The 25,683-nt window shown below is 57.7% G+C and carries 23 protein-coding genes; 5 read left to right on the top strand and 18 right to left on the bottom strand.

The genetic code is table 11. The features are described from left to right. Nucleotides 1-117: 117 nt before the first annotated feature. The 3 genes from IQ265_RS16365 to IQ265_RS16355 form a co-directional block, all read right to left on the bottom strand. Complete coding sequence (locus IQ265_RS16365; RefSeq protein WP_194055502.1) at nucleotides 118-2,136, bottom strand: diguanylate cyclase; 2,019 nt, start codon at nucleotides 2,134-2,136, stop codon at nucleotides 118-120. Between the two features lie 262 nt (nucleotides 2,137-2,398). Next, on the bottom strand, nucleotides 2,399-3,886 hold the full coding sequence (locus IQ265_RS30685) for an adenylate/guanylate cyclase domain-containing protein (RefSeq protein ID WP_194055494.1): 1,488 nt from the start codon (nucleotides 3,884-3,886) through the stop codon (nucleotides 2,399-2,401). 196 nt (nucleotides 3,887-4,082) lie between these two features. After that, nucleotides 4,083-5,174, bottom strand: a complete 1,092-nt coding sequence (locus tag IQ265_RS16355) for a hypothetical protein (RefSeq protein ID WP_194055491.1) — start codon at nucleotides 5,172-5,174, stop codon at nucleotides 4,083-4,085. 341 nt (nucleotides 5,175-5,515) lie between these two features. Between IQ265_RS16355 and recJ the strand changes: the two genes are divergently transcribed. Further along, entirely contained in the window at nucleotides 5,516-7,846 is a 2,331-nt protein-coding gene (recJ, locus tag IQ265_RS16350) for a single-stranded-DNA-specific exonuclease RecJ (RefSeq protein WP_194055489.1), read from the top strand. A gap of 30 nt (nucleotides 7,847-7,876) precedes the next feature. Continuing rightward, entirely contained in the window at nucleotides 7,877-8,608 is a 732-nt protein-coding gene (sfsA, locus tag IQ265_RS16345) for a DNA/RNA nuclease SfsA (RefSeq protein WP_194055487.1), read from the top strand. Between the two features lie 63 nt (nucleotides 8,609-8,671). Here sfsA and IQ265_RS16340 read toward each other — a convergent pair whose 3' ends face one another. The 8 genes from IQ265_RS16340 to IQ265_RS16305 form a co-directional block, all read right to left on the bottom strand. Next, the gene (locus tag IQ265_RS16340; protein WP_194055485.1) at nucleotides 8,672-9,367 is read right to left on the bottom strand and encodes a WecB/TagA/CpsF family glycosyltransferase; all 696 of its coding nucleotides are present in this window, start codon (nucleotides 9,365-9,367) and stop codon (nucleotides 8,672-8,674) included. A 213-nt stretch (nucleotides 9,368-9,580) separates the two neighbouring features. Continuing rightward, nucleotides 9,581-10,249 (bottom strand): HEAT repeat domain-containing protein, encoded by a 669-nt coding sequence (locus tag IQ265_RS16335; RefSeq protein ID WP_194055483.1) that lies wholly within the window; start codon nucleotides 10,247-10,249, stop codon nucleotides 9,581-9,583. Between the two features lie 92 nt (nucleotides 10,250-10,341). After that, nucleotides 10,342-11,184 (bottom strand): HEAT repeat domain-containing protein, encoded by an 843-nt coding sequence (locus IQ265_RS16330; RefSeq protein ID WP_194055481.1) that lies wholly within the window; start codon nucleotides 11,182-11,184, stop codon nucleotides 10,342-10,344. 42 nt (nucleotides 11,185-11,226) lie between these two features. Further along, entirely contained in the window at nucleotides 11,227-11,463 is a 237-nt protein-coding gene (locus tag IQ265_RS16325; RefSeq protein WP_106868041.1) for a phycobilisome linker polypeptide, read from the bottom strand. Nucleotides 11,464-11,551: 88 nt separating this feature from the next. Then, nucleotides 11,552-12,427, bottom strand: coding sequence for a phycobilisome linker polypeptide (locus IQ265_RS16320; RefSeq protein ID WP_106868040.1), 876 nt, complete (start codon nucleotides 12,425-12,427; stop codon nucleotides 11,552-11,554). Between the two features lie 222 nt (nucleotides 12,428-12,649). Further along, nucleotides 12,650-13,465 carry a phycobilisome linker polypeptide gene (locus tag IQ265_RS16315; RefSeq protein WP_194055479.1) on the bottom strand — a complete coding sequence of 272 codons (816 nt, stop codon included), beginning with the start codon at nucleotides 13,463-13,465 and terminating at the stop codon, nucleotides 12,650-12,652. A 102-nt stretch (nucleotides 13,466-13,567) separates the two neighbouring features. Next, nucleotides 13,568-14,056, bottom strand: coding sequence for a phycocyanin subunit alpha (gene cpcA, locus IQ265_RS16310; RefSeq protein ID WP_106868038.1), 489 nt, complete (start codon nucleotides 14,054-14,056; stop codon nucleotides 13,568-13,570). A 109-nt stretch (nucleotides 14,057-14,165) separates the two neighbouring features. After that, nucleotides 14,166-14,684, bottom strand: a complete 519-nt coding sequence (locus tag IQ265_RS16305; protein ID WP_106868037.1) for a phycocyanin subunit beta — start codon at nucleotides 14,682-14,684, stop codon at nucleotides 14,166-14,168. Between the two features lie 689 nt (nucleotides 14,685-15,373). Between IQ265_RS16305 and IQ265_RS16300 the strand changes: the two genes are divergently transcribed. Both IQ265_RS16300 and IQ265_RS16295 read left to right on the top strand, forming a co-directional pair. Beyond that, nucleotides 15,374-15,961, top strand: a complete 588-nt coding sequence (locus tag IQ265_RS16300; RefSeq protein WP_194055477.1) for a phycobiliprotein lyase — start codon at nucleotides 15,374-15,376, stop codon at nucleotides 15,959-15,961. 644 nt (nucleotides 15,962-16,605) lie between these two features. Beyond that, complete coding sequence (locus IQ265_RS16295; RefSeq protein ID WP_194055475.1) at nucleotides 16,606-17,349, top strand: phycobilisome rod-core linker polypeptide; 744 nt, start codon at nucleotides 16,606-16,608, stop codon at nucleotides 17,347-17,349. A 138-nt stretch (nucleotides 17,350-17,487) separates the two neighbouring features. Here IQ265_RS16295 and IQ265_RS16290 read toward each other — a convergent pair whose 3' ends face one another. The 4 genes from IQ265_RS16290 to IQ265_RS16275 all read right to left on the bottom strand — a co-directional run bounded on the left by IQ265_RS16290 (nucleotide 17,488) and on the right by IQ265_RS16275 (nucleotide 21,618). Next, nucleotides 17,488-18,672, bottom strand: coding sequence for a class I SAM-dependent methyltransferase (locus tag IQ265_RS16290; RefSeq protein ID WP_194055473.1), 1,185 nt, complete (start codon nucleotides 18,670-18,672; stop codon nucleotides 17,488-17,490). A 3-nt stretch (nucleotides 18,673-18,675) separates the two neighbouring features. Continuing rightward, nucleotides 18,676-20,730 (bottom strand): thioredoxin domain-containing protein, encoded by a 2,055-nt coding sequence (locus IQ265_RS16285; RefSeq protein WP_194055470.1) that lies wholly within the window; start codon nucleotides 20,728-20,730, stop codon nucleotides 18,676-18,678. Between the two features lie 143 nt (nucleotides 20,731-20,873). After that, nucleotides 20,874-21,374: a DUF3368 domain-containing protein gene (locus IQ265_RS16280; protein WP_194055468.1), complete on the bottom strand. Its 501-nt coding sequence runs from the start codon at nucleotides 21,372-21,374 to the stop codon at nucleotides 20,874-20,876. Further along, on the bottom strand, nucleotides 21,367-21,618 hold the full coding sequence (locus tag IQ265_RS16275) for a UPF0175 family protein (protein WP_194055466.1): 252 nt from the start codon (nucleotides 21,616-21,618) through the stop codon (nucleotides 21,367-21,369). The genes IQ265_RS16280 and IQ265_RS16275 overlap by 8 nt, the downstream gene beginning before the upstream one ends. Before the next feature lie 142 nt (nucleotides 21,619-21,760). On the opposite strand from IQ265_RS16275, the gene nfi reads away from it, so the two are divergent. Then, nucleotides 21,761-22,471 (top strand): deoxyribonuclease V, encoded by a 711-nt coding sequence (gene nfi / locus IQ265_RS16270; protein WP_194055463.1) that lies wholly within the window; start codon nucleotides 21,761-21,763, stop codon nucleotides 22,469-22,471. Between the two features lie 186 nt (nucleotides 22,472-22,657). Here nfi and IQ265_RS16265 read toward each other — a convergent pair whose 3' ends face one another. The 3 genes from IQ265_RS16265 to IQ265_RS16255 all read right to left on the bottom strand — a co-directional run bounded on the left by IQ265_RS16265 (nucleotide 22,658) and on the right by IQ265_RS16255 (nucleotide 25,681). Then, nucleotides 22,658-23,587: an Npun_R2821/Npun_R2822 family protein gene (locus tag IQ265_RS16265; RefSeq protein WP_194055461.1), complete on the bottom strand. Its 930-nt coding sequence runs from the start codon at nucleotides 23,585-23,587 to the stop codon at nucleotides 22,658-22,660. A gap of 8 nt (nucleotides 23,588-23,595) precedes the next feature. Then, nucleotides 23,596-24,585, bottom strand: coding sequence for an Npun_R2821/Npun_R2822 family protein (locus IQ265_RS16260; RefSeq protein ID WP_194055459.1), 990 nt, complete (start codon nucleotides 24,583-24,585; stop codon nucleotides 23,596-23,598). A 112-nt stretch (nucleotides 24,586-24,697) separates the two neighbouring features. Further along, the gene (locus IQ265_RS16255; protein ID WP_194055457.1) at nucleotides 24,698-25,681 is read right to left on the bottom strand and encodes a glycosyltransferase family 10; all 984 of its coding nucleotides are present in this window, start codon (nucleotides 25,679-25,681) and stop codon (nucleotides 24,698-24,700) included. Nucleotides 25,682-25,683: the final 2 nt, after the last annotated feature.

The following is a 25,683-nucleotide window of genomic DNA, read 5'->3' as shown; positions in this document are numbered from 1 at the left end:
TTGAGACGTTTGCAAGTTGAAAAGCTCGACGGTCTAAACCTTCGACTTGTCCCCGGCAACCTGTGCAGATTGCTCTAGCCCTCGAGTCCTCGTTCAACCCAAACTGGCGCTAACCCCTTAGGTCGATTGTATCCCCTCAGACCACAGACAGTAGCTATTGCGGCCGCTCTCCTTGGCGGCGTAGAGAGCCTGGTCAGCCCGCTGAATCAGAAGTTCGGTAGAGAGGGCCGGGGCCGGCGTAAGAACAGCAATGCCAAAGCTGACCGTGACCTGTCCGTACAGGGGCGAGGCTGCGTTGGGAATGGCCAGTCGGGTTAGATAGGTTTGGGCTTCTGCGGTGAGGGAGATTGCCCCAGCCGCGGTCGTATTCGGCAGAACCAAGGCAAATTCTTCCCCTCCGTAGCGAGCGGCTAAATCGGCCGGGCGCTTGGTTACCTGGGCCAGCAGGCGGGCGATCGATCGCAGGCAGTCGTCGCCCGCCAGGTGGCCGTAGGTATCGTTGTAGCCCTTGAAGTGATCAACGTCGGCCAGCACCAGGGCCAGGCTGCCCTGTTCGCGCTGCAGCCGCTGCCACTCCTGGGCCAGGTAGCGGTCAAACTCGCGACGGTTGGCAATTTGGGTGAGCCCATCGAGGTGGGCCAGCCGACGGAGTTCGTCGTTGGCCGCCTGGAGTTGCTGGTACAGGGCCGCCTGCTGCAGCGCCTGACTCAGCTGCATAGCTACTTCTTCAACCAGGCTCAGATCGCTGTGCTCCCAGAGGCTCATTTTGTCGATGCTGGCCAGGCGACTGGGCGCGGGGCAGGCCCACAACACCCCCTGCACCTGGTTGTCAATGCGAATGGCCGTAGCCAGGTAGGTGTTTTCGCCCTGGGCCACCAGCTGAGCAGCGTTGGGGCGCATCTGCAGTGGGTTCACCCGGTAGGGCAGCACGATCAGGTTGTTGTCGAGCATGAGCTGCTGACGCAGCGTTTCAGTAATCTCCAAGGGAGCGATAGGTTCACTCAGGGCTGGAGCCTGCACGGTAACCACAAACGGCGTGGGCAGGCTAGTCAGGTTGTGGCGCAGCAGCGTAATGCCACACTGGCGTAGGTTAAGGGCCGTGCCCAGGTGCTCTACGGTGCAGGTGAGAATATGCTGCACATCCAGACTGGCGCGAATTTCATCCAGAATGTGATTGAGCAGCATTTCCTGGCGAGCCTGGTGACGCACCTGCTCAAACAGACGACTCTGCTGAATGGCGATCGCCAGGTGGGCCGATATTTCTTGCAGCAGCTCAATCTCATGGGTTTGCCACCGCCGGGGCTGGTAGCACTGGTGCACGATAATTAGTCCCCACAGGTAGCGGTTTTGCCCCGGCAGGGTGTGAATGATGGGTGCCACCAGGTTGGCTTGGATACCGAAGCTCAGCAGCATGTCGCGGTAGCACTGACTGATGTTTCCCAAAGCCTTTACATCGTTGATCTGCCCTACTCGCCCTGACCAGTACTTGGTCGCGTGCTCCTGGTCAAAGCAGGCATCTTCTACCTGGCGGCGCAGCACGGTAAGGCGCTCATCGACTACGGCTTCGTGGGTCACCATGCCCCGCCCGTTCTGGCCAAACTGGTAAATGATGACGCGATCGGCCAAGATTTGCTGTCGCACATCCTGCACAGCCGTCTGCAAAATGGTGTCTAGATCGAGGGTATTGTGCAGGCGCTGCAGGCTGTCTTTCAGTAAAGAGGGACGGATGGGTTTGGCCGTAGCGACCTCAAGCCAGTGACCAACGCGGGCGGACACATCTGCTGTTAAAAAGGGAGATTCCAAGTAGTCTACGCCGCCCGCCGCAAAAACCCGCTCTCGGCTAGCAGTATCTTTAAAGCTGCCAGCAAAGATCAGCGGTATGACGGCTGTGGAAGGGTTGGCCTTCAGCTTTTGGCCCAGGTGGTAGCCGCTGCTGTCGGCCCCAGCGACCTGCAATATTATGAGGTCGGGCCATGGCTCTAGTTGCGGTGTTTGGGGCGATATTTGGGGCAGTAGATCTGCTTCGGCGCGCACCTGCACCTGGTAGCTGGCGGCGACTAGCATCTGGGCCAGGGCCTCTGTCTGGTGAGGGGCAGCTTCTGTAATTAAAACCGTTGCTTGCTGAAGTAACGTCATCCCTGCAATCCTCTACCGGAGCCTTACCAGGCTCTGGCGTGACTGAATCGAACCCCGCCCCGCCCCTGGACCGCAAACCCAACCGCTCATTGTCAAACAAGTGGGCAAACTAATGAATGATCTGGGGTCACCCCCAATCTTTCCCTGGCCTTATCCTTCCCGCAGGCATTGTCTCCCTCGCAACAAGCGCCAGGAAAGGCGATTTATGTAAACCTTGATTACGCTATCACATGTACCAAAATCACACGTATCCACGGCTTGGTTACAGCCGCCCTACCAGCCAGTAGGTCATCATCTGGCCCCGGCCCTTAACCGCCACGTAGCCGCGCTGTTCAAACTGAAACTGGTCTTTTAGCCGCTCGTATAGGTTTGGGGTGACCTGAATACGCTGGGCTTCGCCGGTTGCTTCCATGCGGCTGGCGATATTGACGGTGTCGCCCCAGAGATCGTATGCAAACTTGCGCCGCCCGATCACCCCAGCGACGACCGGGCCGGTGTTGATACCCACCCGAATTTGAAAGGTTTTGCCATCGGGGCGCTGAAACTGCTTAATAGCGTCACAAATATCGAGGGCAAACTGCGCGATCGCAGCGGCATGGTCATCGTTAGGAGTAGGCAAACCCCCCGCTACCATGTAGGCATCGCCAATGGTCTTGATTTTCTCCAAACGGTGAAACTCGGCCAGCTGATCGAACATGGAAAAGACTTCGTTGAGCATCTTGACCAGCTGACGCGGCGTCATCTGACTAGAGGCGGCGGTAAAGTCAACCAGGTCGGCAAACAGCACGCTGACCTGGTCGAGGCTTTCGGCAATGGTGCGGGCACCGCCCTTCAGTCGTTGAGCAATGCGGTAGGGCAGAATGTTGACCAGCAGGCGATCGGCCTGCTGCCGCTGCTGGCGCAGTTCGGTCTCCATCTGGCGACGTTCGCTGATGTCGTGAACGATGCCCTCGTAATGTAAAAAGGTGCCCTGTTTATCCCACACCTTCCAGATGTCTTCGCTGACCCAAAAAGTGGTGCCGTCTTTGCGAAACACCTCCGATTCAGCGTCGGTGATTTTGTCAAAGCGGTTGAGGTAGACCACTAGCTCATCGCGCCGCTTGGGCTGAAGATAGATTTGACGGCTGATATCGGCGACGGTAGCCACCATCTCCTGGGCCGACTCGTAGCCGTAGAGGCGCGCCATCGAAGGGTTAACGCTGAGCAACTGCCCCTGCGATGAGGCTTTAAAGATGCCTACCGTGGCATTTTCAAATATGCTGCGGTAGTTCATTTCAACCGCAATCAGCGCCTGCTCCATCTGGGTGCGCTCGTGCACCTCCTGGGTAAGCAGGGCGTTTTGCTGGCTGAGCTGCTGCCGCTGCTGGGCCAATCGCAGCTGGTTTTGCACACGCACCAGCACCTCCTGCACCGCAAAGGGCTTGGTGATGTAGTCGGTCGCTCCAACCTGAAAGGCTTTGACCTTGTCGATGGAGTCTACCAGAGAACTCAGCACAATTACTGGGATTTCGGTGGTGAGGGGATTTTGCTTGAGCTGCTGGCAGAGGGTATAGCCGTCCATATCTGGCAGCAGCAAATCGAGCAAAACCAGACCCGGCCGAGACGCCAAAATGGCCGCGATCGCCTGCTGGCCACTTTCAGCCACCCGAATTCGGTACCCTTGCTGGCTCAGCAGCCGCTGCAGGAGGCACGATGTCTCAGTATCGTCGTCGACGATGACTAAATCAATGGCGGCGGAGGCATCATCCACAACGCGGGGGCAGGCAGGCTACGTCATTGGTCTAAGCATAGGGGCATTGAGCCGAAACGATGCACCGAATCTATACCCTCAGCTCTAGGGTAGCGCCGTTACTCGACCCGTAGCCGGGTAACTACCTGAATTGTTAAGCACCCTGGCGGTGAGCGATTTGTCAGTGGAAGCAGTAGGAAACGCCTCAAGGCCTGCCTTAGCGCACCTTGAGGGAGCCGCCGCGATCGCGGTAGCCGGTAACCAACCCCTGGCGAAAGGTTACTTCACCGTCGCTGAAATGAAACACTTCCTCACAGTTGGTATCGTTGCGGCTGATGGCAATGGGAGTTTGAGCCTCAGCCCGCAGCACCTCAGTGCGGCTAGACCCCATGGTCCAGAACGGAGGGGCTGCCTGGTCGGGGGGCGGGGCGGGCAGCTGCAGCGACACCTTGAGGTTGTTGTCGGAGTTTAGGTAGCCAATGGCCTGGCCATTTTCGAACAGCACCGAGCTTTTGCCGTAGTAGAAGGTGGTAAAGCGCTCTGAAGTGTACTGCTCTTGGCGGGTGGGTGCGCCCTGGATTTGTGCCACCTCGGCCTGGGTTGACCCCAGCGTCCAGCTGCCCTGGGCAGCCCTCGCCGACACTACGGCCGACTCGTTGGCGAGTACCCGCAGATTGCCGTCGGCGTTGTCATACTGTTTGACGTAGCCGTTGTGCAGCTCAACAAAGCTGTTGCCGTAGCGCAGGGTTTGTTGGCAGGCAGTTTGGTACTGCATGGTCTGAGAGGGTGCCCCCTGAATCGCTCTCACCAGGTCACTGTCAGAGCCAAGAGTCCAGTAAGTTTTGTCGGTGGGGGTGCGGCTGGCGCGGCTGCCCACGTTGCTCTGGGCGTACTTCAAGTTGCGCTCGTACTCGGCCACTTTTTCCTGGGCCAGGGCAGCGTTGGGGTTGGCCTTGGGCACCGCTCGCATGTGAGCGATCGCCTGCTGCCAAAGCATAGCAACCTCGGCCCAGTCTTCGCTAAATTCTGCGGTTTGAGTCAGCTCTGCAGCGGCCATGGCCTGCCCGGCTCCCTGGCGGAAGGGATCGGTTTGGGCAGCGGCGGCGGCTCGGTTTGGCCAAGACCAGGATCTCGCCTGGGGAGTCAGCAGAAAAGCGCTGGCGGCTATCCCCAGCCCCACCGAGAGCCCCAGTGCGCCCCAGGTAATTCGTTCTCGCAAAGTTTGGCCGGGGCGCTTGAGTTGGAAGGTATACAGGGTTTGAGGGTTTTGCCCGTCTAGCTCAGGGTGGCTATGCTTATGCTTAGTCATAGTAGTTCGTGAGGAGTACACAACCCCAGAGGCACCTGCTCAACCAGGGGCTAAGGCAGCGTTTGCCTGGGGCTTCCGTTAAACGTGAACCTGGTGGAATTTAGAGACGATAAGGGCTTTTCAACCCCTTGTGCCAACCTAGGACAGATATAAGTATGAATGTATTCAGCCAAATAGACCAACTTTCAATACCAGTAACTCTATCGCAGGACATAGATCTACAATTTCAGGCTCTCTTAATTTTACGGAAGCTTATTTAAACTGCCCTCGTCCGTCCATCTTGCACCATCCCAATATCACTTTTTCCTGACTGAGTTTCTTAACTATTCTTAAGCAAATTTATGGATGCCTTAGCGCTGCGTTGGCACCTGCCTCCAGATGATGTTTGCCCCGATCGCTGGGTCAAGGCGGTCGCCCAGGCGCTGCCGGGAACGAGCCGTCGGCTAGCCCAGGTGCTGTGGCAGCGCCAGGTGTGTTCGCTCGACGAACTGGCGGGCTGGCTCAACCCTGCTGCCTATTGTCCTGCACCGGCTAGCGCGTTGGGGGCCGATATGGCGATCGCCGTTACCCGACTCCAGCAGGCGATCGCTAACCAGGAGAAAGTCGCTATCTGGGGCGACTTTGATGCCGATGGGGTAACCGCTACCGCCGTGCTTTGGGATGGGCTGGGCCAGGTGATTCCCAAGGGCGATCGCCTCACCTACTTTATCCCCAACCGGCTGAGCGAATCCCACGGGCTGTCGCGGCGCGGTCTTGACCAGCTAGCCGAGTGGGGGGCTACCCTGCTGGTAACCTGCGATACCGGCAGCACCAGCGGGGCCGAAATTGCCTATGCCAAGACCCTTGGTATGGCGGTAATTGTGACCGATCATCACACCCTGCCAGAGGTCGATATTAGTGCGGTGGCCCTGATTAACCCCCGCCGTCTGCCGCCGGAGCATCCCCTGGCGACGCTGTCGGGGGTGGCGGTGGCCTACAAGTTGCTGGAGGGGCTGTACGAATCGCTTGCTTCGCCGCCGCCCTTACCCCTAGACCACGTGCTAGACCTGGTGGCGATTGGCCTGATTGCCGACCTGGTAGAGCTGCGCGGTGACTGTCGATATCTGGCCCAGCGAGGGCTGGCGCGGCTGCAAAGCCAGACCCAACCCCAGCCGCCTTATCCACGACCGGGGCTGGCGGAGCTGCTGGCACTGTGCAAGCGCACGGGCGATCGCCCCACCGATATTTCCTTTGGGCTGGGACCGCGCATCAATGCCGTCAGCCGCATCCACGGCGATGCCAGCTTTTGTGTGGAGCTGTTGACCAGCCAGGATGGCAACCGTGCCCAAGCCCTGGCCATCGAAGCCGAGCTGGCCAATACCCGCCGCAAAGCCCTTCAGCGCGACCTCTACGAGCAGGTGATGTCGCGGGTGACTCAGATCGATCTCGCCACTACCCGCTGTCTAGTGCTCGCTGACGAGCAGTGGCCTATCGGTATCTTGGGCTTGGTGGCGGGGCAGGTGGCTCAGGCTCTGGGGCGACCCACCATTCTGCTGCGCATTGATCCGCCCAGCCAGGAGGGTTTGCCTAGCCAGGGCGGTCGCCCCCGGCTGGCGCGGGGGTCGGCGCGATCGGTCAAAGGGCTCGATCTGTACCAGCTGTTTCAAGCTCAGGCCGAATTACTTACGGGCTTTGGTGGGCATCCCCTGGCGGCGGGGTTGACCCTGCCGGTGGAGCACATTGAGGTGCTGGCGGCGGCGCTCAACCGCATGGTGCGCGAGCAGTTGGGCGGCGATGGTGTGCCCCAGCCTGCTCTGGAGGTAGATCTGACGGTGACGGTGGCTGAGCTGGGCCAGCCCCTGTTTCGCGAACTCAAGTGGCTGGAGCCCTGCGGTATGGGCAATCCGGTGCCGCGGCTGCTGGTCCGCAACGCCTGGTTCCAAAATACGTTTCACAAACGGCTGCGCGATCGCCAGAACAAGGCCGTTGGGTTTATCAAAACCGAGTTTGAGCTGTGGGACGGCGGTGCTCTGGCCGGGTTTCCAGGCGAGTGGTGGGGCCACTACCGCGACGAACTGCCGCCGGGCCGCTGCGATGTGGTAGTGGAGCTAGACTTCAACAGCTACAACGGCTACCACGTCAAATTAGTAGATGTGCGCCCCGCCCTGCGTGAGGCAACGGAGCTGCCCCCACCGCCTACCGCTCCAGTTTTAGATTGGCGGCAGGCGGTTCCCGCTGAGCCAGAGGCTGTGCTCAGGGTTGATCAAGCCCCGGTGCAGTGGAGCGACTGGCAGGCCTGGCAGCGTCAGGCGGCTCAGACTGGGTTGCCCCTGGCCCTGACCTTCTCTGCCGAGAACGATGACCTGTCACCCGTTGGGGTTTGGCAAGAGCTGGTAGGTATTGCCAAGTACCTGGTGCGGACTGAGCTAGTAGTGACGCGATCGCAGCTCAGCGATCGGCTGAGCCTTGCGCCCACTAGTCTGTCCCTCGGTCTGGCTGCTCTAGCGGCGGCTGGGTTCGAGGTTACGGCTCTAGAGGGCGACGCGATCGCCATTCAGGCTGACTCAGACCCTGCTGCTGCCAATTTAGAGCCCGATGCAAAGATGGTGCAACGATTCTTAGATGCGGTTCAAGAGGAGCAGTTTCGCCGTCGCTATTTTGCCCAGGTGCCGGTAACGGCGCTTTCCTGGTAGGGTGAGCACTGCCCATCACATATCCCTGCTATGGCCACCGACTGGTTCTACCCCTTTCCCCCGCTCCTGAAGGGCACGCTGCGGTCGCGCTACAAGCGCTTTTTTGCCGATATTGAGCTAGAGACAGGCGAGGTAATCACCGCTCACTGTCCCAATACTGGACCGATGACGGGGGTTTGCCACCTGGGCGGGCGGGTGCTGGTTTCCCATAGCTCCGACCCCAAGCGCAAGCTGGCCTACACGTGGGAGCTGGCCGAAGTGCACGATACGGTGCCCACCTGGGCAGGGGTGAATACGGCTCTGCCGAACCGGGTCGTAAAGTCGCTGCTGGAAGCACGGCAGATTCCAGAGCTGGGAGAGTACAGCGCCATTCGCCCCGAGGTGCGCTACGGTGGCGACGGTAAAAGCCGCATCGACTTCGTTGTCTCGGGGGAGGATAACGCGCTCCCTACGTATATCGAGGTCAAAAACACCACCTGGGCCAAGGGCAACGTTGCCCTGTTCCCGGATACGGTGACGACCCGTGGCCAGAAGCATTTGAGGGAGCTAGCCGCGCTCATCCCGCAGGCTCAGGCGGTGATGCTGTATTTTATCAACCGCAGCGATTGCACCGATTTTGCCCCCGGCGACGAGGCCGACCCTACCTACGGCGTGCTACTGCGGGAGGCCATGCTTAAGGGGGTAAAGGTGCTGCCCTGTCGCTTTGAAATCACGCCAGCCGGAATTCGGTATTTGGGACTGGCAAATTTAAGGATAGATTAAGGCAGTTTGGGGCTCAGGGCTCAAGAGATTTTTCAGCACCTGAAACCCAGAACCTCAAACCTGCTAACGAGCAGAATAGGTCAGCGATCGCAGGGCAAAGTGGGGCAGCGCCAGCATTCGCCGCCAGCGCCAGGGCTCTTTGTACAGGCGGTAGAGCCACTCCAGGTGGTTGTCACACATCCACTGCGGAGCGCGCGACTTAACCCCGGCCCAGATGTCAAAGCTGCCACCGACCCCAATCCAAATGCTGTTGGGGCAGAGATGGCGGTGCTCATGAATCCACAGTTCCTGCCGGGGAACGCCCATGCCGACCAAAATTACGCTGGGCTGAAGCTGCTCTAGGCGCTGCAAAAATTCGGGCTGGTCTTCAGGCCCCAGATAGCCGTGCTGGGTGCCGACGACCTGCAAACCAGCTAGCTGTCGCTGCCAGTAGATGCCAGCGCGATCGGCCACACCGGGCACACCGCCGTACATGAAGACGGTTTCGGACGGTGACAGGCGCTTGAGCACCGTAGCGGCTAGCTCAATGCCTGGTGCTCGCTCAATGCGCTGCCCCTTGGTGCGAAAGTACAGCACCACCCCGGCCCCATCGGGGATTACCAGTTCAGCATTGAGAATGACCTGGCGCAAGGCCGGGTTTTGGTCGGCCTGCATAGCCATTTCGGCATTGAGGGTAACCACGTGGCCCCCGTGCCCCTGGCGGTACCGATCGACTAGCCAGCCTGCATAGTCGGCCCGCCAGTGAACGGGTAAACCCATCACCTTCAAAACTTCTGGAGTATTTGACCGTGCCAACACCATACGACCCTTTCCGAACCTGCATTTCAACGTAAAACGGCCCAGCGGCTGAACTGAATATTTCAGCCAGAGGACTTAAATCGTCAATGCCTCTCTAAAGCCGCGATTAACCATAGAGACAATACCTCGAAATTGAGTTAATGTGTCGCATTTCTCAACATCGAAGCAAAGGCTTTATTGGAGTGCAAGGGTGTCTAAGGCTAGACGGGCGCGGGCCTGCACCGCAAGGGTTTCATCTTGCTCAAAGCTGCGACGGAGGGAGGCAAGAATCAGCGGTTTTTGGCGAATGGGCTCTACTGAGTCAGTCGCCAGGGCTTGCAGCCCGGCTACCGCAGCGTAGCGCACAACCCATTCTGGATCGGCGGTAGCCTGCGTGAGTACCTCTAGCACATCGCGCTGAGCGATCGCGGCTTGGTCGGGGGGCAGCAGCGGCCAGTGGATGGTGCCCAGCCCCCGCGCCGCCGCCCGGCGGACGCTGAGGGCGAAGTCGCCTTTGGCTGTCTCGAGCAGCACAGGCAGGGCGCGAGGATCACCAATCAGCGCTAGGGCGCGAATAGCCCAGGCCCGTGCGCCGTAGTTATAGCCGTCGATTTGTTCGAGCAGGGCGGGTACGGCTGCGCTACCCAAAGCGGCTAAGCCGTTGACGGCTGCTACGGCTGCACCGGGGTTGTTGTAGCCCAATACCGTAATCAGCGTGGGAATAGCGTCAACATCTTGAGCAGCAGCCAAGTTGTTGACAGCAACTACCATTGCGCCCTTAGAATCGGCGGTTTCGATCGCTCGAACTAGCTCTGCTACGGGTGCACCCACGCCTGCTTTCGTTGGTTGGAGACCATTAACCATATTGCCTGATCAAATATCGTTGGGGCCGGTGTGCCGGTGGAGATGGGGCTGCGCTAGCGAAACCTTTTATACATTTAATCGCGCCTTCCCGCTTACAACAGCTCATCCATTAGAACTAGCACCCGGCGGGCGTCGTCGCTCAGCGCCTGGCTGGGAAAGTTAGACTGGCGCAGGTGCGATTCTAAAACGCCCTGAAGGGCAATCAGCTTGAGGCTATTTTCGGCCAGGGTGGTCGCGATCGCCTCCGCCGCTGGTAAATACCCAATTGCCCCCAAATCCATCATGGCCGATCGCCTGAGCTGTAGGTTGAGCTCTTGCAGGCGCTCGACTAGGCGATCGCAGTAGGTGGCATCGCCGGTCAGCTGGTAGAGGGCGCGGGTGGCCGCGTTTTGCACCTGGGCTACGTCGTGCTCCAAAAACGGCGCAATGTCCTCGATAGCCTCGGTTGCGCCCAGGGTGCCCAGGGCTTCGAGGATAGCGTTGTAGGGCTGCACCAGGTGGGGCTTGCCGGGTACCGCTACGGCAGCGGCGACACCGCCCGCTAGCAATGCCCTCAGCGCCGGAATAGCCAGAGGATCGCCCAGGGACTCTAGGGCCTGAGCCGCCGATTCGCGCACGTAGTAGTCGTCGCACGCTAGGCATTTGATCAGGGCAGGAACAACGGTGCGATCGCCCAGTTTTCCTAGCGCCCTGGCCGCATTGCGCCGCAGTGGGTACCCCCCATCGGGGGCGCGATCGCTTTCGTCTTCTAGGGCTAGCACCAGCGACTCAATAACCGTTGGCTCGGCCACGCGAAAGCGCCCTAGCCACCAGGCGGCGTAGTAGCGCAATCCCATGTCAGCCGTCTGGCGCAGGTTGGCAATGGCCTGTTCTGCGGTGAGAGATTCTGCCTCAGCCCCCTCAACAGCGACCAGCGGTTGCGAATCCTGTTCCATACTCCAGTGGGTCTCCAGCGATGCCTAGCGATGCCCGATCGTCTAGTCAGCCGCCAGGGGCTGAATGCTGACGATCTTGCCACCCATGCGGGTAATGCGCTGCATTTCTTCGTTCATGCGGCTGTAGGGCACCTTAATAAAGGTGCTGCCGCTCTGACGGATGGGGTAATTGTTTTGGTCGGTGGCGTCGTTTTGGCGCAGCCCCTCAACTTCATAGAGAAAGATGCGGTTGCCCGAGGGGGAAGTGGTCTGACTGCCAAAGGCGTTTTGAGCGAGCATAGGAAACTCTCCTGGTCGTTGCGAGATCTCGAATGTGGCAATTGGCTCCAGTCGGCGCACCTCTCGAGATACGCCGACTGGCAGTGGCTTAGAGGCTAGCAGGGGTAACGCTGGTTACCCTACCGCCCATGGCGTTGATCTGCTGTAGCTTAGCCGACAGCTTCTCGTAGGGCACCAGGTAGGAGGTGTTGATCCGCCGTACCTTGGGGTAGCGGGGCAGGTTAGCGCCCATGACCTCAATGCGGTAGACCCGACCAGCGTTGGCACCGTAGGGGGTAGACCCGCCTAGGGCCTGGCTGGGGGTAGCCAGCTTGTTGGCTTGAGACGACCAGCCTGCTGCCGCACTGGTGGGAGCAATCACCGATGACGAGGTGTTGCGGCCCAGTTCACCCGCCAGGCGAGACTTTTTGCCGCCCGCTTGAGAGGTATCGCTGGTGGCGTAGCCCCGGTACATCTGGAACATGCGGGTGAAGCCCACAGAACGCTGCCCGGCTTGGTAGACGAAGCTGCGGTAGTAGGGCACTACGTTGTCGCCAAAGTTGGCCTGGTACTCTTCGCTGTCGATGAAAGAATCAACGTCGGCGTCGTAGCCCTGGGTCTCGTAGCGATCGAGGTGCTCAACGACCTCAGACTCGTCGTAGACGGCGCGACCTAGCAGGTGCTTAGTGTGCAGCTCAATGACGCGGGTCTGAAAGTTGCCGTAAAAGAACTTCTCTTTGTACAGCTCAGACTTAGCCACGGCTCGCACGAAGTCGCGTACGCTGATGTAGCCATTTTTGAGCAGCGACTCGGCACCGACCAGGCGCTCAGACTTCATCAGGTAGTCGTTACCCAGCAGCTGGCGGTACACAGCTTTAATGACGAGTTCGGCGTCTTCGGGAGACCAGTTGGCGCGTAGCTCTACGGGCGAGCTTTCGTCGTATGCAGCAGTTCCCAAACGGGATGCTGCCGTTGTAATAGGCACAGGAATATCCTCCTTATCAACACAGTCTTATCGACACAGTGAGCGTGAGCCCACTCGGTGCAGCAGAATAAAAAAATGACGGAGCACCCCAGGCTAACCCCATCTAAAGCCAAAGCAATCGCAGACCTAAGCCCTCGTCGCCCTCGCTCAAATGAGGTCGCCATCGCAGCCTTGCCAAAGCAAGACCAAGCACTCCGCCAGAGAGGTATTAAAGCCGCGGACCTAGGCCAGGTCGACTTTAGTTACCCGACCGCCAGTGCGGTTAACTTGCTGAAGCTTGCGAGACAGCTGCTCGTAGGGCACCAAAAACTCGGTGCAGGTGCGCCGCACCTGGGGGCTACCCGCCACGGCAGCCTGGGTTACCCGAACCCGATAGAGCTTCTCGCGATCGCCACCAGATCCACCCACAACGGCGGCTCCGGTAGCTCCGCTGCCCACGGGCGAGGCAGAGTTTTTAGCAATTTCAGATACCAGCCTGGCTCGCGTACCACCTTGGGTGCGATCGCTGGTACCATATCCCCGGTAGAGCTGAAAGAACCGGGTAAACCCGACCGTCTTCTGGCTCCGCTGGGTCAGGTGACCGCGATAGCTGGGCACTACATTGTCCCCAAAGTTGTCGCGGTACTCTTGGGAATCAAGGTAGGAGTTGATTTCCGCTGCGTAGCCGTAGGTGTTGTAAAGGTCGGTGTGAAAGGCGATTTCGTCCTGGCCGTAGGGCGCCCGACCCAGCAGGTTCTTGTAATTCAGCTCAATAAAGCGATTTTGCGGACCACTCAGGAAAAACTTATCCCGATACAGATCGGATAGGGCCAAAGCCCGCACAAAATCACGAACTGAAATATCTCCCTGCCGGAGTAAAGACTCGGCGCTGGTATTGCGCTCGCTAGCCATAATGTACTGGTTGCCAAAGACCTGACGGTAAGCAGCGCGAATAACCGCTTCCACATCACCTTCAACCCAGTTGGGCCGTAGCTCAACCCGCATCGACTCATTGTAGGGCGAAACGCCAAGGCGTCCCGCCGCAGTGGTTACTGCCATGGTTGCCTCCTTGGGCGTGTATAGATACAACAATGCCCGGAGCAACAAACAATCGCTAACAAGTCGCTAACAACTGTCTGCCCCTCCGGGCAAATGGCCAACCTAGCTTAGAGCGTTGATGGCGTAGTCGATGTAGGAGTTGGCTTCAACGGCACCGTCGCCAGACAGACCGTGGTTAGCTTTGATGTGCTTCAGAGCTTCCACGTACCAGCTAGGAGACAGTTCGAAGGTGCTGTTGATTTCATCTAGGCCAGCAACCAGGTACTCATCCATGGGGCCAGTACCACCAGCGATCAGGCAGTAGGTGACCATCCGGAGGTAGTAGCCGATGTCACGGGCGCACTTGGCTTTACCGCGCTCGTCAGCAGCGTAGTTAGGCCCCTGCATTTGGGTGGTGTAGGGGAACTTGTTGTACACGGCTTGAGCAGCGCCGCTCACCAGAGAATCAGACTTGGTGGTCAGAGCTTTAGCAGCTTCTAGACCAGACTGAGCTTGGCGAAAACGGCCAAAAGCGGTTTGCATCTCGGTGCTGCTCAGGAAACGGCCCTGGGAATCAGCAGCAGCCACGGCTTCGGTCAAAGGGGTTTTCATAGCTTAAGGTTCTCCTTCAGTTGTCTTCACAGCGAATAAATCAAATGAAAGGTATTGCGCAAGTGGCCATTGGCCAATGGGCGCAAACCGGCGAAGCGCTTGGTTAAACCTAAGCAACTGCAGCCGCAGCCAGGTCGAAGTAGCTGCCGATCTCGGAAACGAGAGAGCTGCAATCACCTTGGGTGATGTTGCTGGTGTCGTTAACGATAGCGATAGCGGCCCCTTTCATTTTCTCAACGCCAGCGGCCACGGAAGCACCGGGGGTACCCAGAGCAACGTAGGTCTCACGTAGACCATTCAGGCAGCGATCGTTGAGAACGCTAGCATCGCCAGAGAAGATAGCGTAGGTAACGTAGCGCAGGATGATTTCCATGTCGCGGAGGCAAGCAGCCATGCGACGGTTGGTGTAGGCATTGCCACCGGGAGCGATCAGCTGGGGTTGCTCGGCGAACAGAGCGCGAGCAGCATCAGAAACGATCTTGGAAGAGTTGCTGGTGATGCGGTTCACGGAGTCCATACGCTTGTTGCTGTCGGCAACCATGCGCTGAAGAGCATCGATCTGATCGGTGGAGAGGAAGTCGCCTCGTGCGTCAGCTTGGGAAACGACTTTAGTGAATGCGTCAAACATCGACTCAAATCTCCTAATATTTTTGTCGCTGAGTTTGCTTGAAAATGGTCCAAAGACCGAGTTAATCATTAGTTCAGCCGGAGCTGCCTAACCAATCTATAGGAAGGATCTTAAAGATCAGCGTGCTCGGTTTTCTCATCTAGTTTACATTTCTTCAAGTTTGTTCAAGCTTCGACACAATCGGCTCAACACACTCAAGAAGAAGGCTGATGAGAAGGGGAAAAAGCGGTTCTGTAAGAGATCCGCAACATTCCTCGAAACCGTTGCCTGAATTGGCTTTCGCTAATTCAATTAACCCTCCAGACATGTTTATACACCGCCAGTGTGTCTTTATCTTTTACAAGTTATTAAGGAAAAGCTACCTTCGCCGCAGGGGCAAAGCGAAAGAATTCAGTCATTCTGGGCACTCTGGCCCTTTGCAGGACTCCTCAAGTCTTCTCAGGTGGCGTAACATTACGCAACAATAGCCGTGCCCAAGGCAGCCCGGTGACGGGCGCTGGTGCCGCCTTTACAAAGGGGCTAAACCCTCTCTCCCAGGGCGATCGCGCCCTTTGCGGCCAGCTATTACAGGGATTAGCTGCGTTGGCCCCAGCGACAGCGGTATGATCCAGAAAGACCAGTGCGCCCCAGTACTGGCCAGGCTGAGTCAATACATTTCTGAGAACGCTAGTAGCGATAGAACCTGCCCCATGGACGTAATGGACTTTTTCCGCCTCAGTGCGGGCCAGTGGAATTCTCAACGCACAACCCACCACCTGCCCTTTCGCCGGGCCGAGCTGGGCGGCTCTACTATTTCGGTAGAAGCTCTCGATCAGGGGCACCCCAGCGTGGTCGAAATTTGCCAGCTCCACGATGTCGACCCGGCCCTAGCAGTAGGAGGGGCCTACGTGACCTGGGATGGGGCTATGGCCTGGGATAAGGACGACGAAAACCACGCCGGCAGCACGGTGTTTGCCCTGGTGCCCGATGCTGACGATCCCAGCCGTGGGCAGCTCCTGCGCGAGCGGGGCTACGCCGAAATTGTGCCTGTGATTGGTCGCTACGAAATCGACGGCGATGGCGGGCTGCTGCTGATTACCGAGTACGAAACTATGAGCTCGGTTGAGCGGTTTTGGTTTGCCAACCCTAACCTGAGGTTGCGCACCAGCGTGGTGAAGCGGTTTGGCGGCTTTAGCACGGCGTCGTTTTGCGCCGAGTCGCGTTTGGCCGAGCCTGCCATTGAAGCTGAAGAGGCTGAGGTACAAGCGCTAGCCCCTGTCTCAGCCTTTGGCTGGTAAGCACTGGTTGAGTCCTCGCCGGTAGCGCAAATAGTATCTCCATCGGCAGAGTCCTTCCCTGAATCGGAGAGGGCTCTGCCGCACACGTCGCTGGCTCTAGGCTTAAACTTCAATCTATCCCAAACTCGACCTATAGGGCTTCTCGGGGGGCGACGGTTGTCCTCCCATAATCGCATAGAGGCTATTATTAGCCGCCTCTGCCGAATTCCGCGCTTTTAATTTGGATATCCAGGTCATGCCAAATATTTGGGAAGTAATACTTCCGGCATGGTTTTAATTCTTTTTCAGAATAAAAAAAGGCGGTAAGTGTCCCTGGCCCTAGGTCGGCTAAGCAGAGCCGAAACCCTGCCGGTATGCTCTCTGGACCTCTAGGCGACTTTGTCAACAACTCTGCTCAGGGGACAGTAGAAATAATACCGCCAAGCAACTTTGAAGAAACGTGACTGGTTGTTACTCTCCCTGTCGAAATAAGAATGTTTGATCCCCATTGCTCTTAGGCTAGGCCTTAGCTGTTTCTGGCCCGATCGCAGCTAAAACCTAAGCATAGTTCTGGGTCTATCAATAACAATAGAGATGCTCAATTTGCTGCGATCTCTAACGTTTAACTGAAACCATTTTATTCTATGTGTGGAGGAAAAACTGTTGTGACTTTGCCGCTATTAACCTATGCCCCTAGCAGCCAAAACCAGCGTGTAGAAAGCTACGAAGTGCCTGGAGATGAGCATGCTGGAATTTTTACGCTGGAACAAAATTACGATAAAGACGATGTTGATGCCTTAGTGACGGCAGCCTATCGACAAATTTTTCACGAACAGCAAATGCTGAAAAGCAATCGCCAAACGCAGCTAGAATCCCAGCTGCGGGGCGGTTTGATTTCGGTAAAAGATTTTGTGCGAGGCCTCGCTACCTCTGATGCTTTTCGCACCTGGAACTATGAAGTAAACAACAACTATCGCTTCGCAGAGTTGTGCGTGCAGCGCTTACTCGGCCGCAGCGTTTACGACAATAAGGAAACCCTGGCCTGGTCGATTGTGCTGGCGACAAAAGGGGTTGAGGGGCTGGTAGATGCCCTGGTCAGCAGTGAGGAATATATGACCAACTTTGGCGATCGCACCGTCCCCTACCAACGGCGGCGGGTGCTGCCCCAGCGATCGCAGGGCGACCTCCCCTTTGAGCGCATGCCTCGCTACACCCGCGATCACCTGACCACATTGGAGGCATTGGGCTACGACTTTTCGAGCGATCGCCGCCTTGACCAGGGTGACTGGATAGCAACGCCCGACGGCGTGCGCAAGGCGGCTGGGGCCGTGACGGCTGGATTGGCCATCTTCTTTACCCTTATAGCGGTAGCGGTGGTGCTGTCGTGGTTCGGCTGGATCACAATTTGATCAGTAGGGTTAGGACAGTCTCCCCGGTTTGACTGATGCAACGTTTACCTGCGCCTGTGACGTCGCCCTCCGATACTGTCGGGGGGCTTTTTTTGCTGTTTGAAACAATTAACAGCTGTGGCGATCATTCAAACTGAACTACATCAGCGGTGGCACCGTCAGTCCTTTGAGTGTCTTGGCCGTAGCCGTTAGCCCTTTGCCCTGCACCAATACCACAAAATTCCCCAGGCCCATGGGATTGATTAGCTGGTGCAGTTTTTCGCGCCGCTGAATGGCAAGGTTGACGGTGGTGGGGTCGCTAGCCTGAATTTGGCCCAGGGCGGCAATGCGATCGCCCAAGCCCAGCGCCATCAAAAACATACCCTGCTGGGTTGCCCCTAGGGTTTCTAAACCGCATTGCTCGCCCTGGCGCTCTAGCGCGGTGAAGTTAACGTGGGCGGTAATGTCTTGGTGGCCCAGGTGGCTGTAGGGGTTGTCGTGGTGGGCGTGCTGGTAGTAGCACTGAAGGGTGCCCTGGGAACGCGCCCGATTGTAATAGCGGCTGGCGGGGTAGCCGTAGTCAACGGTGAGTACGTAGCCCTGGTGTAGCTTAGCCGCAACCGTTTTCATCCAGTCGAGGGCGGCCAGGTGTACCTCTGTACGGTAGCCGGAAGCGTACTGGGGATCAGCCAGGTCGATGCCGACAAAGGTGAAATAGTCAGCTAGACGTGGAGTTGATGGCGTATCTAAGACTTCCATTACAGGGGCGTCTGGGTTGTCGGCTAGGGTGATGTAAACTTCTTGCAAGCCGGATTCTCCCATCACAACCTGATGCACGGGCAGGGCATCGACCAGTTCGTTGGTGAAAAAGCAGCCGGTGATGCTGTCGTCGGGAATGTCGTCTAGGTTTAGCCAGGTGATGCGTCCGGCCCAGGGCGAAAGGCGCTGCTCTTGGGCAGCCCGCAGTCGGTCAGACTTTTCGACGATTTGATAACTCAGAGCGGCAAAGCAGTCGGGGCTGTGGTTTTGCAAGGCACCCAGTGCATCGGCCGCGATCAAGCCCTGACCCGCCCCCATTTCTACGAGCGAAAAGGGGTTGGGACGGCCCAAATGCTCCCACATTTCGGCAAACTGGATGGCCAGCAGTTCACCAAAGTCGTGGCCCAAGTGGGCAGAGGTGACAAAGTCTCCCTCAAACCCCAGGATGGCGTCTTTGGTAGTGTAGTAGCCCCCTTGAGGATGGTAGAGGGCCAGCTCCATAAACTCGGCAAAGGTGATGCGCTGGTGGGGCGATTGGTGGATGCGATCGCACAGCACCCGATACAGATCTGGGTTGTGGGGCATAGCTTATCGAGGCCGAAGAGTTTGCAACTGCTGCCGTAGTTTATCGCCAGAATCGGCCACGGCTAAACAGGTGGTGCCTCGGCACACCATGCCCACGGCCCCAGCAGACAGATCGTCAGCAACCGTGAAAACAGTCGTTGGCCAGTATTCTGCCGCTAGTTCAGGAATGATTTCTGCTATCGCTTTAACTACCGTGCCGTTGCGAAACCAGTTGAGGCCCGCCAGCAAACTGGGGCAGGCGCGAGGAATTTGCTCTATGACGGTGCCAAAGGCTTGCAGGGTGCGATCGGCGCGATCTAAATAGTCTAAGTTTTCGGTGAGCAGCGAGAGGCGCACCAGGTTGGCCACAACGACCCCATTGGCTGCCGGAGTCGCGCTGTCCTGGTAGGCTCGTTCCTGCACCAGCAGGTCATCGCCGCCCGCCGCACTTAGGTAACCGCCCTGGTCAGCGCTCCACAGCAAATAGTCGAACTCCTGCTGGGTTGAAATCGCCAGCGTCAGCCAGTCGGTGTCGGTAGCAGACCCTGGCATGGCCAAGTTGGCCTGATGCAGGTCGAGGAGCGCTTTGACCAGCAGGGCGTAGTCTTCCGATTGAGCCGGTACCTGGGGCGTGCCGTCGTAGCCCAGGCGGTGCAGCTGACTGCCGATCCACTGGTGCTGGCGAATGTGCTCAGCGGCGGCTACAGCTGTGGCTAGGTAATTGCGATTTTGGAATACCGTCGCTGCCCTGGCCAAGCCAGAAATCATCAGACTGTTCCAGGCCACAATCAGCTTGGTGTCGGTGACTGGGGGAATGCGGCCCGGCCAGGTTTGGGTTTTAGCCGCCTGGTTGTCGATCGCTGGGGGAAACGTCTCTAGCTCGACCGCTGGGGTGCCGTAGCGCAGGGTAAAGAGCTGATCGAGGGCCGCTTCGACCTCAGTGGTCAGGGGGCCAAGATCAAATCGTTGCAGCACGATTTGCCCCTCAAAGTTGCCCTCATGGGTCACCGCAAAAGCGTTCGCCAACGCCTGCAGCTGGTCAGGGGTCAGCGCCGATTCCAGAGTCTTGTAGGGCCAGGCGTAGAATGCGCCTTCCTCTGGTTCGGCATCATTAGCGGCGACAAAGCTGTCGGCATCCTGGGCAGCGTAGAAATAGCCTTCTGGGGCGGTCATTTCGCGCAAGAGCCAGGTGTGGGTGAGGGCGATCGCCCGTTCAAAGGCCGGTTCTTGCTGCCCGCTAGCCCACAGGTCAGCCAGATACTCCACAATCATGCCGTTGTCGTAGAGCATCTTCTCAAAGTGCGGCACCGTCCAGCTTGGGTCGACGGTGTAGCGGTGAAAGCCGCCGCCTACGTGGTCATAGATGCCGCCTAGGGCCATATCTTGCCCCCGCTGGCCGCAGATGTGGGCCACATCTAGCTCCAGGTCAAACCGCCGCCCGCCCAGCACCGCTGCCGCGTAGGGAATCATCGGAAAGCAGGTACCCTGACCCGAAGGAATCAGGATTTTGGCGTTGGTGGTCAGCCCCGCATAGAGCACCTCCGCCGACGGAATTGTGGGGGATTCTGGTAACTGCGCCCCCTGGTGCAAGTTGCCCATCACCGCCTCGGTGATTTCGGCCAGACGGGCTTTTTCGGTGTCGTAAAACTGGCGCAGGGCCGTGAGCACCTGCAAAAACCCAGGTCGCCCGTACTTCTGCTCTAGCGGAAAATAGGTGCCGCCATAAAACGGCACTCGCGTCTCAGGGTGCAGCATCACATTCAGCGGCCAGCCCCCCTGCCCGGTGAGCATTTGCAGCGCCTGCATATAGATGCTGTCGATATCGGGGCGCTCTTCGCGATCGACCTTGATAGGGATGAAGTTGGCGTTCATGTAGGCTGCGATCGCCTCATCCGAAAACGCCTCGCCCTCCATCACCGTGCACCAGTGGCAGCTAGAGTAGCCAATCGACAGAAAAATTGGCTTGTCATCAGCCCTGGCCCGCTCTAGCGCCTCGTCACACCAGGGCCACCAGTCAATCGGGTTTTCGGCATGCTTGCGCAGATACAGACTGGGCGAATCTGCCAGACGATTGGTCATAAAGGTGAGGCAGTGAAGGGCATGATCACCCTAGCATGGCAGTAGTTAGAGGGTTTACGGTCTAGGGTTTGAGATTGAGGAGCTTTAGAAATTCTCTCCATAGGCTAAGCAGCTTGTAGGGTAGCTGTAACAACTTGAAGGACTCATAATTTATCAGCCTCCCCTGCCAGTTCTAATACGGTTTGAACAATCGTTGGAGTTAGCCACATTCCTTTCGTTTTTAATTTCGCAATGACTGGACTTACGGTAGTTAGGTATCCAGCTTGTTTAGCCTTGACTAAAATTCCTAGAGTACCTGTATAGCGAAGTTGAGAGAGCGCTGCGATACGCCGACCCAATTGATCATCAAGAATGAGTAGTCCAGTGGGGTTCTGTAAGCCCAAAGCAATGACCTCAGCTTCACCACGACCGAGATCGACAATGTTAGGAACTGTTAAAGCTGACTCAATGGTTTGAATATGTAACCAGTTCAGGTCAGTCAGGTCAGGAACATCAACACCTCGCTCTCTACCAATGAATAATTCTTGCTCTACAGCGGCAGGGGCAATAATTGTGCCGTAGAGCTTGGGTAAGATTGACAGTTGCCCAACCTGATGAAGATAGAGCAGAGGAGATGTATTGATAAAAGTTGGGTTCTCAGGCATTCAATACGTCTTGCGCTAGCTCTTCTGGGGAAAGGGCAAAGGGCGATACCTGATATCGCCCAATAAGATTGAGAAACTCAACCCGTGAGACCTGGGCCAGTTGGGCTGCCCGACCTGAAGAAAGTTTTCCCAACTCAAAAAGCTTGACAGCCGCTAAAATCGATAGCTCTCGTGAAATTGTTTCTGGCGTTTCCTTCAAGCTAATTAAAACCTCATCAGGAACGTCAATTTGTACACTGCTCATCAGGTCATTCCTCTGATTTGAATCCTTGGTTTTGCAATCCTTGCTCTGCCTACCAAATTTTTGCGTCTCCTTCTAACGGGGATTGTTTCTACTATGACATTTGCGGCAAGGTAGAGGCTATGGCGTAACGAAGGCTTTGCCTATGCAGATTCAGTTTCCAAAGAGCTGGCCGACCACGCCTGCCGAGGCGATCGCACTCCAGCAAACCCTTGCCCCCCAGGTCGTCCTCGAAGACCGTATCCCCAACCCGATTCGCTACGTCGCCGGGGTCGATGCGGGGTTTGAGGATGAGGGCGAAACCACCCGTGCTGCTGTGGTGGTGCTGTCGTTCCCCGACCTGACCCCAGTAGATGAGGTGCTGGTGCGGCAGCCTACCGTCTTTCCCTACGTGCCGGGGCTGCTGTCGTTTCGGGAGGTGCCTGCGGTGCTGGCGGCCCTGGCGCAGCTCAAAACCGAGCCGGACGTAATTCTTTGCGATGGCCAGGGGATCGCGCATCCTCGGCGGTTGGGGATTGCGTCGCATTTGGGGTTGTTGTGCGATCGCCCTACCGTTGGCGTCGCCAAGTCGCGCCTAGTCGGCACCCACATCGAGGTACCTTCCGACAAAGGTACCTGGGTACCGCTGACAGATCGGGGCGATCGCATCGGGGCCGTACTGCGCAACCGCGCCAACACCAAGCCACTGTACATTTCCCCTGGCCACTACACATCGCTAGAGACTGCTATTGACCTGGTGTTGCAGTGCAGTACGAAATACCGTTTGCCCGAAACTACTCGCTACGCCGATCGCCTAGCGTCTTCCGGCACGGCGCGATCGGCGCTAGAGAACGTTCAACAAGGCCGCCTGTTTTAGCGAGGTTAGACCCCAGGGTTCTTCTGAGGTAAGCCAAAATTCTTTGACAGTTGCAAAAGAACCCTGGGGTCTCGATACATGGATATTTTGACGGTCAATAAGGCTCGATTGGTGGGTTACGGCCTGACGAAGTATTGGAATGTTTGGCCAGAGTGAATGAGGCCTAACCCACCCTACAAAATCCTGCTATTTGCTCAAACGGCTCAGCAGTTTGCCTGCCTTGCGGCTTAAAACTTTCATGGGGGAGGGGGCTGCTGTCGGAACTTCTACCGGGCGGCTGTCGGGGTCGCGCAGGTAGCGGTAGTGAGCCCAAATATCCCAGTAGGGGCAGCCCGGTTGAATGCGGTAGCCCGCCCAGTGCAGGTAATCGAGGGGCTTATTTACGTTAGGGTCGTTGAGCGTCATGCCCTCTTGCACAAAGTGGGGGCTGCCCGCCCAGTTGCCGGGGCCGCCGCCGGGCTGGCGCACCAGGTTAAACCGCCTCGCCATGCGTTTGAGAATCAGGTAGTTGATAATTGGCTGGTCGGAGGTCTTTTCGGAGAAGTCGAAATAGTCGGGGTGGGCGGCGCATTCAGCAAAGGTGTCGTAGAGGTCTTGCTCACTGACCAGTCCTTTTTTAGAACCCCAAAAGCCGCAGTTAAACATATCCTCTAGCTCGGTGGCGGTGAAGACCCCCTGCTCAACGATCGCGGGGGCAAACACGTTGCGAATGCCGCCCCGGTGCTGGTAGTCGTAGCTGATGAAATCGTGGTCGTCGAGGGCGTCAAGCACATTGGCGATCGCGCTAAACACCACCACATCGGTATCGATGTAGAGGAAGCGATCGAAGGGGCCAAACCAGCAGGCCTGCTTGCGAAACTGGTTGGGTCGAGCAAAGAACCCCTCGCCAAAGATGCCGTGCAAATTTTCTGACAACCGCTGAATGAATTCCAGATCGGGGTAGACCTCCACGCCGTAGTCGCGGCCCAGCACCTCGGCCACCTGGTGGTAGTCGTCGTTGTAGGGAATCAGCATGACGGGGATGCTGGGGTCGTGGGCGCGAATGCTGTTAAGGCAGGCGATCGCATGGTCGAGCACCTTGTCGTTGGCTGTGATGTAAATGCCGCGCGAAGTCATAGCAATCCTCAGGGGAGCAGCTGGGCCAGGGGTTTTAGGTACCGTCGCCAGCCCTGGGGCTTGGCTGTCACTAGTTTGCCCAGCAGAGCCGGACGGGTCTCAGGATTGTGCAGATAACGGTAGTGCAAGAACATATCGCGGTAGGGCAGCTCCACATTCTCGCCGTTGCACAGACGGGCAAAGAGTTTGGACGATAGGCCGATATAGTGCAGATACAGCAGCGGCACACCCTTGTCGTAGACTCGGCAATTCTCAACGGTGAAGTGGCCAGAGGTGACCGAGTTGCCGGTGCGTTGCTCGGTTGGCAGCGTCAGCGCCAGGTTGCAGGAGTTCGCCCCGCTCCGCATCACCAGGTAGTTGAGAATGGTTTGGTCGGGGGCCATGGAGTATAGCACCGCCGCTTCCCCAGATTTCAGCCAAGTCAAAATTTCTTGGCCTTGGTCAGGATCAAACAAGTTTCGGCGACTGCCGTAGAACCCTGAGCAAAATGCTTGCCGCTGGAGCTGTTCTGCTGAAAATAATTTTTCCATCCAGCCAGAATTCACGTCGTATACGTGGCTGAGGTCTTTGTGCTGAAAGTCGTAGGTGACCCAGTCGTACTCGTTCAGCGCATTGAACACCGGAAGTGGGTCGCTCAGCAGCAGCGTATCAGCATCCATATAGATGAAGCGATCGAAGGGGCCGTCGAAGGCACAGAATCGACGGTGGGTGCCCATGCGGTGAATGCCCGCACTGCCGATCGCATCCCACTGCTGCCGAGCGGTGGGGTGAGTAGCCCAGATTTGCTCAACCCACGCATCCCAGCGGCGAATAGAAGGGCCATCGTCGTAGAGCGTCACCTGGGGCCGCTCCTGCACCAGTTCCCTTAAACGCTCCACCTGGTTGTCGTAGGGGTAAATGCACACCGGCATCCCCGGGGCGGAGAGTTCAATGCTGTTAATCAGGGCGACGATTTGGTCGTAGACGCGATCGTTGCCGAGAGTACAAATGCCATCCATTCAAACTACCTCAATGGTGGGCAGTGCCCACCCTACTTGCTGATCTAGAAAAACAGGTTTGCCCCTGCCCATTCACTCATCCACCCACCTACCCGCCTACTCACCCACCTATCTACTCCTTACTCCCCACCCACTCTGACAGCCAGTTCATTAGGTTGAGCTTGTGGAGGATTACTTGGCGGGCCTCTGCGATCGCATCTTTTGCTTCAATCCACGCATCGGGGCTGGCCGTGACCTCGCGAATGTACTCGATGCCCTTTTCATCCAGGCTGGGCAGGCGCAAGAAGCTGCCAGGGGGCAGTAGCTTATCTGCTGCGCCGCCGCCGTAGTAGATGGGTAGACACCAGGCTAGCAGGGCATCCCAAAGCTTTTCGCTGGCGTACCAGTTGTTGTCGGCAAAGTTCTCGATCGCCAGATTGTAGGTGTAGGGGGCCATACCCGACCACTTGTTGCTCAGTTCTCCGGCGGTGCGGGTGCCGGGGGGCAGGTCGCGACCGTAGACCTCGACGGGCACGTCGCTCTCCTGAAGCTGCTGCAAAAACGCCAGCCGCTGGCGGTGGCTTTCGGTGCGGTTAATGCCGGAGGTAATCCAGCTACAGGGGCTGTGCTTTTCGGGGGGTGGGGCCTCGTTGAGTTCGCGAAACGACACATTCACGTACCAGATGGCGGGCATGTAGGCAGGCACCGGAGCCGAGTCGTCGGGGCCAGAGACGTAGCCGCAGTAGTCACGGGCGTAGGCGTAGTTGAGCAGGTTTTGGTACCGCACTTCCGGCAGTGGCGGCTCGCGCAGCAAAAAGGCAGTGTGCTCTTTGGGTACTTGGCTAAGTTGGGGCGGCAGCTTGTCTATAGCATTTGTTGTTTTAGGCTTGGCCAGGGACAGCACATCGCGCAACCGCTGTATTTTAGAGCGGCGCGGGGGAGCAAACCGCTCGTGAAAGTTGAACTGATACAGCAGCAGGTAGTCAGGCTGGGGATCTGGCGCATGAAGCTGCATATTGCCCCACACGCCGAAGGGTTGTGGGGTCTGCTTCCACAGCCAGTCGCATTGGGTGAGGCCACCGTAGCTAGAGAGCATGCCGACAACGGGGAGAGGCATAG

The sequence above is a fragment of the Nodosilinea sp. LEGE 06152 genome (assembly GCF_015207525.1).
In the GTDB taxonomy this organism is placed as follows: domain Bacteria; phylum Cyanobacteriota; class Cyanobacteriia; order Phormidesmidales; family Phormidesmidaceae; genus Nodosilinea.
Note: the sequence above shows the minus strand (reverse complement) of the source record. Positions and strands in the feature narration are given on the sequence as shown.